General features: G+C 39.2%; 8 protein-coding genes. 1 reads left to right on the top strand and 7 read right to left on the bottom strand.

Features of this window, described 5'->3' with window-relative positions; translation table 11 throughout:
• Positions 1 to 438: 438 nt before the first annotated feature.
• The 7 genes from fusA to H5157_RS15750 all read right to left on the bottom strand — a co-directional run bounded on the left by fusA (position 439) and on the right by H5157_RS15750 (position 9,333).
• Positions 439 to 2,523, bottom strand: coding sequence for an elongation factor G (gene fusA / locus H5157_RS15780; protein WP_004334977.1), 2,085 nt, complete (start codon positions 2,521 to 2,523; stop codon positions 439 to 441).
• Positions 2,524 to 2,729: 206 nt separating this feature from the next.
• Positions 2,730 to 3,455, bottom strand: a complete 726-nt coding sequence (locus H5157_RS15775; RefSeq protein ID WP_008136531.1) for a response regulator — start codon at positions 3,453 to 3,455, stop codon at positions 2,730 to 2,732.
• Positions 3,456 to 3,469: 14 nt separating this feature from the next.
• Complete coding sequence (locus H5157_RS15770) at positions 3,470 to 5,092, bottom strand: sensor histidine kinase (protein WP_024597083.1); 1,623 nt, start codon at positions 5,090 to 5,092, stop codon at positions 3,470 to 3,472.
• Between the two features lie 11 nt (positions 5,093 to 5,103).
• Positions 5,104 to 6,624 carry a tripartite tricarboxylate transporter permease gene (locus H5157_RS15765; protein WP_008136529.1) on the bottom strand — a complete coding sequence of 507 codons (1,521 nt, stop codon included), beginning with the start codon at positions 6,622 to 6,624 and terminating at the stop codon, positions 5,104 to 5,106.
• 3 nt (positions 6,625 to 6,627) lie between these two features.
• Entirely contained in the window at positions 6,628 to 7,095 is a 468-nt protein-coding gene (locus H5157_RS15760; RefSeq protein WP_008136528.1) for a tripartite tricarboxylate transporter TctB family protein, read from the bottom strand.
• 13 nt (positions 7,096 to 7,108) lie between these two features.
• Positions 7,109 to 8,080, bottom strand: coding sequence for a tripartite tricarboxylate transporter substrate binding protein (locus H5157_RS15755; RefSeq protein WP_182725044.1), 972 nt, complete (start codon positions 8,078 to 8,080; stop codon positions 7,109 to 7,111).
• A gap of 11 nt (positions 8,081 to 8,091) precedes the next feature.
• Complete coding sequence (locus H5157_RS15750; protein ID WP_008136526.1) at positions 8,092 to 9,333, bottom strand: OprO/OprP family phosphate-selective porin; 1,242 nt, start codon at positions 9,331 to 9,333, stop codon at positions 8,092 to 8,094.
• Positions 9,334 to 9,831: 498 nt separating this feature from the next.
• Here H5157_RS15750 and H5157_RS15745 point away from each other — a divergent pair, with 498 nt between their 5' ends.
• A complete protein-coding gene (locus H5157_RS15745) occupies positions 9,832 to 12,810 on the top strand; it encodes a DUF3857 domain-containing transglutaminase family protein (RefSeq protein ID WP_182725043.1) in 2,979 nt (992 codons plus the stop codon).
• The last annotated feature ends 429 nt before the right edge of the window (positions 12,811 to 13,239 follow it).

Raw genomic sequence — 13,239 nt, 5'->3', positions numbered from 1 at the left:
TAATTGCTCCTTTTTTCTATCTAAATTAAAAAATCATGCGCTGCATTTGCCGCTAATATTTTCTATTTTTCTAGCTAACTTATTACAGTACATTTTAGAAATAACTGATTGCGTTTCATCATCAAGTTGCCAGTTATAAAAATGAAAAACCTTACCATTCTCCAGTTCTACTTTAAAATAGTGAAAAGAAAAAACGAGCTAAATGATACAACAGTAATTTCCTCACTATTGATATAACGCTCTGTGCATAGACGTGTATAACAAATCCCTGCTTTGTAACAATATAAATAAATTGCTCTAGTACCTTTTTATTAATTAAAAATATAGGACTAATTAATAATAAAAAGCAGTTATAAAAAGCTATAAAAAATAAAACCAAATTATAGGTAATAAAAAACCCGCAACATGTGCGGGTTTTTTAAAGAGTTAAAGAGCTAATTACTTAGCAGCTTTTTTCTCTTTTTCTGCAGCGATTACTGTGTCAGCTACGTTTTGTGGACATGGTGCGTAGTGTGAGAACTCCATAGAGAACTGACCACGACCAGATGTCATTGTACGTAGTGAACCAATGTAACCGAACATTTCTGATAACGGAACGTCAGCTTTAATGCGAACGCCAGTTAAACCAGCTTCTTGGTCGCTTAGCATACCACGACGACGGTTAAGGTCACCGATTACGTCACCAACGTGATCTTCTGGAGTGAACACGTCAACTTTCATGATTGGCTCAAGAAGTTGTGCGCCCGCTTTAGGGATTGATTGGCGGAAAGCACCTTTAGCAGCGATTTCGAACGCGATTGCAGATGAATCCACGGCATGGAAACCACCGTCAAAAAGTTCAACTTCAACGTCTAATACTGGGAAGCCAGCTAGAACACCTTCGCCCATCATTGACTTAAAGCCTTTCTCAACTGCAGGCCAGAATTCTTTAGGTACGTTACCACCAACAACTGATGATTTAAACGTGAAGCCTGAAGCAACTTCGCCTGGCTTGATGCGGTAGTCGATTTTACCGAACTGACCAGAACCACCAGATTGTTTCTTATGCGTGTAGCTATCTTCGATTTCACGAGTGATAGTTTCACGGTAAGCAACCTGTGGTTGACCAACGATAAGGTCTACACCGTAAGTACGCTTAAGGATATCAACTTTGATATCTAAGTGAAGCTCACCCATACCTTTAAGGATAGTTTCGCCTGAATCTTCATCAGTCTCAACTTGGAAAGATGGATCTTCTGCAACCATTTTACCGATAGCAACACCCATTTTCTCATTACCGCCTTTATCTTTAGGCTGTACAGCAATCGAGATTACTGGAGTTGGGAATACCATTGGCTCAAGTGTTACTGGGTGCTTAGGATCACATAGAGTGTGACCAGTTTGCACATTTTTCATGCCTACGATAGCAATGATGTCACCAGCTTGTGCGCTAGTTAATTCGTTACGGTCATCTGCTTGCATCTCAACCATACGGCCAACACGCTCAGTTTTACCAGTAAACGCATTAAGGATAGTGTCACCCTTATTAAGCTTACCTGAGTAGATACGTACGAAAGTTAATGCACCAAAACGGTCATCCATTATCTTAAATGCTAGCGCCTTGAAAGGTTCGTCAGCAGATACGATTGCGAATTCGCCATTTTCGTTACCTTCTTCATCCATAAGAGGTTGAGGATCAACTTCTGTTGGAGCAGGTAAGTAGTCAACAACAGCATCAAGGATTAGTTGCATGCCTTTGTTTTTGAAAGCAGAACCACAGAACGTAGGGAAGAAAGCAAGGTCACGAGTACCTTTACGGATACAACGCTTGATATCTTCGATAGAAGGTACTTCACCTTCCATGTACGCTTCCATAAGGTCATCGTCTTGCTCTACAGCAGTTTCGATAAGCATTTCATGGTATTCATCAGTTTTTTCTACCATGTCTGCAGGAACGTCAGTGATTTCGTAGTTTTCTGGAAGACCAGTGTCATCCCATACGTACGCTTTTTTAGTTAAAACATCTACAACACCAACAAACTCATCTTCGATACCGATTGGTAAAGTCATGATTAGTGGAGTTGCGCCAAGTACTTTACGTACTTGCTCAGTTACACGGTAAAAATCAGCACCCATACGGTCTAATTTATTTACAAAGATAATACGTGCAACTTCTGATTCGTTAGCATAGCGCCAGTTAGTTTCTGATTGTGGTTCAACACCACCAGAACCACAGAATACACCAACACCGCCATCTAATACTTTAAGTGAACGGTATACTTCAACTGTGAAGTCAACGTGTCCAGGAGTATCGATAACGTTAAAACGGTGATCTTTCCAGAAACAGCTTACAGCCGCAGACTGGATAGTAATACCGCGCTCAGCTTCTTGTTCCATGAAGTCAGTAGTAGATTCACCATCATGAACCTCACCTGTTTTATGGATTTGACCAGTAAGCTTTAGGATACGCTCAGTAGTCGTGGTTTTACCCGCATCAACGTGCGCGAAAATACCAATGTTTCTGTACTTCGATAAATCTGCCATTAATTTTACTCTTAATAAAGTCGATAAATTATTCGGCAGGAGTATAACATCACTTAATGCGAACATCACCATACAAGCCGCTTAAAATGCAATCAATTCAACATATTTTTTTTATCGTCAGAATCTATTAAATATCAAACATAACAAAAAAAACGCAAGACATTGAAATTAATAGCGTTTAATACTTAAGTTTCAGATACACCAAGTTACTTCGCTATTTTATAGCAACGTTCAGGACGGCCAATACTGCCATAACTTTGATCCGCTGTTAACTTACCTGATTCAAGCAAATACTCTAAGTAACGGCGTGCTGTAGAGCGACTCACACCGACCAAATCGCCCATTTGCTGAGCAGTAAATGCAGTGGTTGCGTGCTCTACAAAAGCATCATGTATTTTTTGCAGGGTAAGTTGATCGACCCCTTTTGGTAAACGAACAGACGTGTTGGTTTGCTGCTTTGAACCAAATAACATATCAACCATTGACTGCGTTACTTCACTTGCATCAGAAAAACATTGCTGACGTGATTCAAAACGTGCGAGTGCTTGATCAAGTCGGTTTAACATTAATGGTTTTACTAAAAAGTCGCATGCACCTAACTGCATTGCTTTTTCAAGGGTTTCGACCTCTTTTGCAGCAGTGAGCAGCATAACCTCACTTTTAATCGTTCGACGTCGTAAGTCGGTCAATAAATCAAGTCCGTTACCATCAGGTAAATGTATATCGAGTAAAATCAAATCGGGTTCAATTGCATGCAGTAAGGCTGTTGCCGTGCTTAAATTACCTGCAATGCCCACTACCTGATACTGTGCTTGCCTTAAACTTTGCTTTGGCGTTTGACTACCTGCGACACCATTTGGTAATAACAAGTACTGCGCTAATAGCTGTGCTACCTCTACTTCGTCTTCAATTATTACTACTGAATACGTCATGTTTAATGCTCTTATTATTTTGGAATGTAAACACTTAGTCTTGCACCAAGTAGGTCTGACTCACCAATTTCTAACGTGCCACCGCATGAGTCTAAATTTGTTTTTACTAAATATAAACCAATACCATGCTCTGCTCCTGATTTAGAGCTGTACTGAGGGGTAAAAATAACATCATGGTCAGAACCTAACCCAAAGCCTGTATCTTCTACATCAAATAAGAGAGTTTGGCTGGTTTCATCAACGGTTACCCGTACTTTTGCAGAGCGAGAGTTCGATGACCTAATAGCAGCCTCAATCGCATTATCTATAAGATTACCTAAAATAGACACAACTCGCTCGAGCATATCTTTACGTGCAATAACACCAAGTAGGCTGTCGGGGTTAAGCTCAAGCGCAACATTTAATTCTCTTGCTTTATGATATTTACCCACCAACAAACCAGCAAGCACAGGGTCTTGTATGCGCTCTAACAAGTTATGAATTTGTGCCTGAGAGCCCTGGCTTTCTTGCCCTATTATTTCTATAGCTTGTTCGTTTTTGCCCATTTGCACTAACGCACCAATTAAGTTGAGCTTATTAGAATAGTCATGAGTTTGTACCCTTAAAAGCTCTGCAAAAGCCTGAACTTTAGTAAGTTGTTGGCTTAAATACTCAAGTTCATCAGAGGGGCGCATACTCAGTAAAATACCATCCGCCTGCCCTTGCACTTGCAAAGAAAATCTCGATAATATAAGGCGTTTATCGGCGGCAAATAATTCAAAACCCACTATTTTACGTCGCTGATTACGCAATAAAAATTCTGCATGTTCAGGTAATAAATCGTTTAAGCTGAGGTTCTGATTAAGAATTGAAGTTGGTTTATCTAATATTTCGCAGGCGCGTTGATTGAGTTTTCGTACTTTTCCGTCCGGGTCGAGTGCAATAATACCGCTGCGTACCGTATTTAAAATTGCATCTTGTTCTGAAAACAAACGTGCAATTTCATCTGGCTGCAGGCCAAAAATAGCATTTCTGACACGCTGTCCAATATAAATAGCCGCCAGTATACTTAAACCTACAAGTATTAAGCCCCATATTAAAATTTCACTACTGCGAGAGAGAATAAGCGGATCGATTGATTGTACTAAAAAACCAACCGATACAACGCCTACTATTTCATTATTACCTGCGTACACCGGCACTTTGCCACGAATTGATTCACCTAAGCTACCATGGGCCACCGAAATATAGCGTTCACCTTTTAATGCAGCTTTGCTATCGCCTCCGACCATTTTTTTGCCAATTTTATCTTCATCTGGATGCACAATACGAAGCGCATTTTCATCGCCAACAACAATAAAATCAGCACCTACAAGCTGTCGTAAATCTTCAATTTTCATGTTAATAGCGGTTAAGTCACTAGGTATTTTCAGTGCATTAATTACATCAGCACGTGTGGCAATACTGCTTGCCACAGCTAATGCTTTATCACCAATATGGTTATGTAAGCTTTGCGCTGTAAGTTGATACACCAACGCGCCAAATAATAAAGCCTGCAATACACACAATCCTGTTACCCAAATAATTAATCGTGTTTCTAATCGCTTAGGTTTTGTGACCATGTTTTGCAATGGATTTAGCTTGTTGGTGTTTTTCATTTCATTCTCAATTATGCATTTACTTTGTCTGCACGGCGTTGCATTAAATAATCTTTTAACGGAAACAACAGCACTAAAATTGAAATTACAAATATGCTCAATGTTAGCGGACGATCCCATAAAAAGCTTAATGAGCCATCAGAAATCATCATTGAACGACGGAAGTTTCGCTCAATCATATCTCCTAATATAAAACCTAATAATAGTGGTGCCATAGGAAATGACAGTAATCGCAATACTAGCGCAACCACCGCAAATCCTACCATCATAAATAAGTCGAAGGTATTGAAGGACACTAAGTAAACACCAATTAAGCTAAAGAACAATATCATCACGGTGAGTACCGACTTAGGCATTGCTAATACTTTTGCAAAGTAAGGAATAAGCGGCAAATTTAAAATAAGCAGTACAATATTACCAAAGTACATACTTACAATAACCGCCCAAAATACACTTGGGTTTTCTTGCATAAGCATTGGACCTGGTTGAATGCCGTAAGCAATCAAAGCACCTAGCATAATTGCCGTAGTACCTGAGCCCGGAATACCAAGCGTTAACAGTGGAACAAACGATCCTGTACACGCCGCATTATTTGCCGACTCTGGCGCAGCTAAACCACGTAATGAGCCTTTACCAAACTTTTCTTTCAAACCTTTTGGCGCTAAATTTCGCTCTGTTGCATAAGCCATAAAGCTTGCAATAGTTGCACCAGCACCCGGTAACACCCCCACTATAAAACCTAAAATAGACGAGCGACCAATCACTGGTGCTATCTCTTTAATCTCGGCTTTACTTAACTTGGTTGAACCTATTTGCGGTGTGTCTGAGTCATTAATGTTTTTAGCATCTTTTTTCTCTGGTTTTACAACATTTACAAGCGCCTCGGCTAATGCAAACGTTGCCATAGCAACCAGTAAAAAGCTTATTCCGTCGAGTAAATCAGGTTGCCCAAAGGTAAATCGGTCAGTCCCTGATGATGGATCAATACCAACCGTTGCTAGCATCAAGCCAAACACAGTCATCATCATTGCTTTTAAAAATTGCCCTTTATTTGAAAATGCTGCAATAGCTGTTAAGCCTAAAAACATCAACACAACATAATCAGGGGATTGAAAACTCAATGACACTTTTGCTAATAAAGGTGCAGCTACCATTAATAATATGGCGCCAATCGTTCCGCCTATAAAGGAGGAATAAGCAGCAATTGCCAATGCTTTACCTGCATGCCCTTGTTTAGCAAGCGGGTAGCCATCAAAGGAGGAAGCTACCGTACCCGCCACGCCAGGCGCATTAATTAAAATAGATGACGTAGAGCCACCAAAAATAGCGCCGTAATAAACACCCGCCATTAAAATCATGCCCGAATCGGCGCCAATGCTGTAAGTAATTGGGATCATCAAGGCAATTGCGGTAATTGGCCCCAATCCTGGTAACATACCTATAAAAGTACCTACCAAGCAGCCAGCTATAACGTACATTAAATTATTAAAGTCGAGCACGGTCGACAAACCAAGCATAATTCCATCAAACATAACTTAACTCCACAAATCGCCCGGAACCAAGTAAATACCCAATACTTGAGTCATCAAAAACCAAAAAACCACCGCAACCGGTATCGATGCAAATAGCAAAATTCCCTTACGTCTTTCGCCCATCACAAAAAAGCCCGCAAGCAAAAACGCACTAGTAGAAATTAAAAAACCAATTGGCTCCAGTGCCGCGCTATAAATTACCATTAATATTAATAAACCAAAGGTGCGCAGTACGTGTGACTTTTCAAGAACATCATCAGTATTAGTTTTCTCTCTTGGTTTAAGCAATGTTGAACCAATAGAAAGTAAGCACACCACAATACCAAACCCGGCATATACTTTAGGAAGTGTCGCTGAGGTAACCGTTTCGTATTCTTCAAACGGTAGTAGCGGAATTTGCCATGCAACCACAGCGTATAAAGTAAATAGCGCCAAGAATAAACTTGGCCCTATTAATTCTCGATTCGTCATTTTAAAACCTCGATTACGGCAATGTGCGGATAAAGCCAAGCTCTTCCATTACAGCTCTAAGCTGCACTTCTTGTGCTTCTAGTGACTTAATAAACTCATTTTTTTCTTGAAAAAGATTTAGCCAACCGTTACGAGCTCGTACAGCTTCCCACTCAGGTGTACTTTGCAACTCACGTAGTTTTTTTGTGTACTGTGCTAACTTTTCAGCGGGTAAATTAGGTGCAGCAAAAAGACCACGCCAATTAACAAATTCCATATCGTAACCTAGTGACTTAAGTGTGGGTATTTTTGGGTAATCAGGTAAGGGCTCACCCGATGTAACCGCTAAAATACGTGCTTGACCACCGTTAGCTACTTCAAGCGCTTCACTTAAGCCAGTAGAAAGTAAATTCACTTCGCCTGAAAGCAACCCAGCCTTAGCTTTACCGCCTGCATCGTAAGGAATATAACGTAGGCGTCGACCATCTATACCCGCAGCTTTAACAGCTTGAGCCGCCACTAAGTGATCCATACTGCCGCGAGCAGAACCGCCCGCTACTTTTACCGAACTTGGATCTTCTTTTATTGATTTAATAACATCCTCCCAAGTTTTAAATGGAGAATCGTTACGCACTACAAACGCGCCATAATCTGCAATCATACTGGCTACAGGTGTTAAATCGCGATAGCTATAAGGAATTCGGCCACTTAACGCGCGCAATACGATAGGCGTTGAGTTAACCATTAAAATATCGCCCTTTTTAGTGCCCGACTCAATTAAATACGCAATAGCACGACCGCCTCCACCACCAGACATATTTTGAAAAGATGCATTATTTTCAATGCCTGACTTAACTAAACCTTCGCCTATACCACGGGCTGTTGTATCCCAACCACCACCAGGTCCGCCAGGGATTAAAAAGTGAGTGTCGGCCATTGCCATTGGGCTGCTAAGTACTAACGATGCTGCAAGTATGGTCGTTTGTAATGATTTAAATAATTTCATTGTGTGTCCCTTTAAAATAAATACTGCATACGTGCACTAAAGCCCATACCAGAGTCTTCGTCGCCAACCAGCGCAGTAGTACCGGCACCTTCTACATCGCTGTAAATTAGATTACCCATAAACTTAATATCACTACTTACGTAATAAGATGTACCTAATGTATAAGTTGTCGCTTTTGTGCCTTGTAAGCTACTTGTAGCATCTACTTCTGAAACACGTGCCACCAACTCCCATGCATCTTTAATATTTTTAGGTTGTACAAATAATGCAGAGCTCGCTTTGTATTGGCGCTGTTCTCCACCTAAAAAGTAACTTGCCGATACATGAAAACCATCAAAGCGCTCGCCATCTAAAAAATCAGCACTATTAGCGGCATCAAGTGAGCGGCTTGCATATTCAGCCTCAAGTGTTAAAGAATCCGCCTGATAAGCAAACTCAAGACCGGTTTGCGATAAACTATCAAGTGGGCTTGTTACACCACCAGCAGCATAATCAACAAGGCGAGTATTAGTCTCGCGCACTTCACCACGCGCAAAACGTGCGCCTAATTCATTGCCACCCATATCGCGATATGAATGCCACACGCCTAAATGAATTACATCGCCAGGTGATGTACTCGACCATGTAGCACGCCCAGTAATAGCAAGAGTAAGCTTATCGTTTTCATCGCTACCTGTTGCACCAAATGCATCATTTTTATAAACGCCTATCGCGTAACGAAAGCCAGAGTCTTTAAAATATTGATAGGCAGAAGCGCCCCAACGAAAAAATGGGGAGAAAGTATTGGCAAGCGAACTACGCTCAATTGTATTAATGTGCTTTGAACTGGTTAATGCATTTAGCGATATATCTTCGCGAATTTTACCTGCTTTAACTTTAAGTCCGTTATCAAACGCATAGCGAACACGCGCCATCACTATTTCAGCAGTGCCTTCGGCAAACTCGAGTAACAACTTGTGATCCCAATTTCCGTGCTCACTTTCAACGTAAGTACGAATACGACGAGGGAAAAAATTGCTCCCGCCAGAGCCCTCGTTATCAGCATTGTAAGCACCATCAAAATAGTTGTAGTCGAGCTGAACCCGTCCACCAAACTCTAAATTAAAACCACTGGTTGTTTTTAGTGCACTTACTTCTTTTTGTAACGCATCTAATTCCTCTTGTAGTTTTTGCGTATCGTTATCGGCTAAAACGGATGTACTTGCTAATGCTGCAGCAACTGCCAAAGCGAGTTGTGTGTTACTTGCTTTCATTATTTTCTCCACGCTTGTGTATGTATTTATTGTCAGGTAGATAAGCGACGACAAACTGCTATCTAACTCGCAGCTTATTGTTAACGTGAAATTAACTAAATATTTAGAAGGTAAGGTGCATTGATGATCGTTATATGCTTTTTGCTCATAAAGTTCATGAACAAAAAGAGCAAAAACAGTTACTGTTATATTTTGATTTATAAACACTTTTAAAGGTTTGAATGATTACCGTACGAATAAATAGATAGGATTTTTGCAGCTCTAATAAAGCCCACAATAAAGTAGGCTTAGCTAATTATGATTTAGCAATACAACTAGAAAATCATTTTAGGAACATTTGAGGGGGTTAAGCGTTTCGCACTTACCATAGCAGTTTATTTATATACTATTAATTAACTGCTCAACAATGAATTTGTTAACATCACATTGTCAAAAAAGCCTGAATTTGGTACATTATTCCTTCAATAGTATTTATAAAAACAACTATAAGACCCTACAATGAAATGGAACTTCCTTCGACTCAGCTCTTGGCTAATTGCACTTACCTTATTAATTTTCTCTCATAATATTTTTGCGCAGCAATATAAAATAGATAAACCAGCTAATTGGGTTAATACACATATTATTGAGCAACCCAAACATTCCGACATAACCAAGGTACGTGACGGCACACTTTATTTGTTACTCGATAACCAATCCTATATACCGAGCAGACAAAAACAGCAACGCTATACGCGTTTGGTTATGAAAGCTTTAAATCAAAGTGGTGTTGATTATATAAGCCAGCTTAGTCTTGATTTTGATCCAAGTTACGAGTCGCTAACACTAAATAGCTTAACGATTATCAGAAATAATGAGCACATTGATAAGCTTGATAGCGCGAGAATGACGGTTATACAGAGTGAATCTGAATTAGCTGAGCGTATTTATAATGGTAGCTTATCACTCAATATTATTATTGATGATATGCGCAGTGGCGACATACTCGATTACAGCTACACAGTGACAGGCAGCAACCCTATATATGCTAATAAGTTTAGTACAAGACGCACGCTGAACTGGTCGGTACCCGTAGTGCAACAAAATATGCGTGTACTTTGGGGTAAACAAACACCTCTACATATAAATACAATAAACGGCACAGCAGATATTCAAGAAACGCTTAATAAATATGGCAAAGATTATTCTATAACTCTTTTTGAAGAACCTTTACTGGAGCAGAATTCTCAAACCCCAACGTGGTACGACCCATATACACAAGTTTACTTTTCTGAGTTTGACGATTGGGGTCAGGTAGTTAACTGGGCATATCCGCTTTATCAATCAGCCATAGAAACCCCAAGCAGCATTTTGGATATAGCTAAAAAAATAAAAGCAAAACACACAAAAACATCAGATAAAATTGCAGCAGCACTGCGCTTTAGCCAAGACGAAGTTCGATATTTAGGGCTTGAAATGGGCACTAACTCGCATCAACCAACGTCAGCTTCAGAAACGCTTTCGCTACGATACGGCGATTGCAAAGATAAAACAGTACTGCTTATCTCGTTATTAAAAGCGATGGATATAGAAGCCTTCCCTGCGCTAGTTGATACAGAGGAAACCAAACGTTTAAAAGAACTTCCACCTTCTGCAAGTGTATTTAATCACGTTATTGTTACGCTTAAACAAAACGGAAAACGCTACTGGCTCGATCCTACGGTTAGCTACCAGCGAGGTACTCTCGAATATTTAGCACAGCCTGATTATGGCTATGCCCTAATTATTGATAAAGGTGAAAGCGCTTTAACTTCAATGGCGCAAAAATCTGTACATACAAATGTATCTGTAGAGGATAACTTTTTTATTGCTGAAAAAGTATCTGAGTCATCACGTTTTGAAACCCAGTACACTTATGCTGAATTTGAAGCAATTAACCGAAGAAACAATATAGCCAGCAGTGGTCTAAATAGCGTTGCTAAATCTTACTTCGAGTATTACCAAGGTTTTTTAAATGGCTTATCAATCAATGAAGCAATGGCAATTAGTGAGCAAGAAAAAACGGGGAATCTAATAACCAAAGAATCGTATTTAATTAGTGAATTTTGGGAAAAAACAGACGAAGGCTACGAAGCTAGTTTTTATGCGAGTGAAATACAAAATAGCGTTTACGAACCAAAGCAGGTAAATCGTACCGACCCACTTTACTTTGACTACCCCAATATAATTAACACCACAATAAAACTACATTTTGCAGAAAAAGGTTGGGGATTTGATAGCGATCAAGAAGAAATTGACAACGACTACTTCAATCTAAAAACAACTACTGAATTTAATGATAATGTTTTAACACTGAGCTATAACTATTACGCAAAACAAGATCATATTAAAGCGGATCAAATAGATGATTATTTAGCACAGCGTAAAAAGTTAATATCAGCAACCCATTACCCTATTCTAAAATATGCAAAGGCGAGCGAAACGCCTCAAACAACAGCTGATGTGCTAGATAGCTTTGGTTATAGCTGGCTTAAATATGTGTTGGCTGGCTATATTTTAGTGCTCATATTCTTCTTCGCCGATTGGCGATTAGAGTCAGCAAAAAAAGTTAAATTTGAAGATAGTCCATTTTATGCTGTATCTGTAAGTAAGTTTATTATTTACAGTATTTTAAGTTTAGGCATATTTGTTAACTACTGGAGTTATCGTAACTTTAAGGCCATTAAAGAGCGCGATAACTCAAGTATTATGCCTATTGCTCGAGGTATATTTGCATTTTTATGGTATTACCCTTTGTATCTCGCACTTGCACAGCACAGCCAACAACAGTTAAACAAAAATAGAGTAATGCCTAACTGGACTGCCTTAACACTCTGGCTAATGGTACTTGCCAGCGCCTTTGCTTATCGTATGGACGAATACGCAACCATAGTGATTTGTATAATGCCATTTTTATGGTTGCCCCTAGTTAGTTACATTGAGCAAACCGATATAAGTAAAGAAGCCCTACATTACAACTCATACTGGCGAATTAGACAGTATTTAATCTCGCTTGCGTTTGCACCTCTATTATTTTTAGGCGTACTTCAAGAAGTAAATATTTTACCCAATGCTGCAATTATAAAAGGCGATAGTTTATGGCCTTACCAAGTACACTTTTTAAAACGTAATCGCCTAACACCTGAAAACGAAGAAATACTTTATTTTTATAGCGATGCAATGTTTGATTACCGAGAAGACGGTAACGGAATAACCGAGAACTATATTTTTAGTTACTACAAAAACGATGACGGTAAGCTTGAATCAGATCTTAGTCACTTTAAAGACATAGAAAAAATAGAAACCACATACGGTAAAACCAAACTTGATAACACAAGCATTAAAGTAATAAAAACTGACGGTAGTGATTTCTTGCTCATTGTAGGGCGTCTAAACAAGCAGGATAAAGTACTAGTAGAGCAGATTAATTTACGTATAACAGCAAATAAAGTGCGTTAGTGGCTTAAAATATCCAGTTAAGTACGAATATTTTTAGCCATAAATTAAAGGCTGTTGATCTTTAGGGGCTAAGGTTTTACAAGCAATGCTTTTATAATAAAAATCCATATCAAATTATTTAATAAGTATTAAGCATCTATTTTTTATTCTTAATTGTTCAACCAAAGTAAGTATTTTTATTAAATGTCAGTGCTAACTAGCCGATTTATATATGAATAAAAAACAAACTCAACAATAATAAGAATTATTTGCATTTAGATATTGACAGATAGTTAGATCTAACTGATAATCAATATCAACAAGACGGATTGCATACCACTTGTTAAGGAATGAATTGATTTGTTTCTCGACCCTGAAACAACGTGTGGCGCACGTAAACAGCTATGGTTACTTGTTATGAACCGCAACGCCCCTTGATGTTGATGATGA

The sequence above is a fragment of the Pseudoalteromonas sp. SG43-3 genome, assembly GCF_014164385.1.
Classification (GTDB): Bacteria; Pseudomonadota; Gammaproteobacteria; order Enterobacterales; family Alteromonadaceae; genus Pseudoalteromonas; species Pseudoalteromonas distincta.
Note: the sequence above shows the minus strand (reverse complement) of the source record. Positions and strands in the feature narration are given on the sequence as shown.

What these genes read in the sequence shown, in the direction of transcription:
- fusA (WP_004334977.1), bottom strand. Translation starts at nt 2,523, where the DNA reads ATGGCAGATTTATCGAAGTACAGAAACATTGGTATTTTCGCGCACGTT.
- H5157_RS15775 (WP_008136531.1), bottom strand. Translation starts at nt 3,455, where the DNA reads ATGACGTATTCAGTAGTAATAATTGAAGACGAAGTAGAGGTAGCACAG.
- H5157_RS15770 (WP_024597083.1), bottom strand. Translation starts at nt 5,092, where the DNA reads ATGAAAAACACCAACAAGCTAAATCCATTGCAAAACATGGTCACAAAA.
- H5157_RS15765 (WP_008136529.1), bottom strand. Translation starts at nt 6,624, where the DNA reads ATGTTTGATGGAATTATGCTTGGTTTGTCGACCGTGCTCGACTTTAAT.
- H5157_RS15760 (WP_008136528.1), bottom strand. Translation starts at nt 7,095, where the DNA reads ATGACGAATCGAGAATTAATAGGGCCAAGTTTATTCTTGGCGCTATTT.
- H5157_RS15755 (WP_182725044.1), bottom strand. Translation starts at nt 8,080, where the DNA reads ATGAAATTATTTAAATCATTACAAACGACCATACTTGCAGCATCGTTA.
- H5157_RS15750 (WP_008136526.1), bottom strand. Translation starts at nt 9,333, where the DNA reads ATGAAAGCAAGTAACACACAACTCGCTTTGGCAGTTGCTGCAGCATTA.
- H5157_RS15745 (WP_182725043.1), top strand. Translation starts at nt 9,832, where the DNA reads ATGAAATGGAACTTCCTTCGACTCAGCTCTTGGCTAATTGCACTTACC.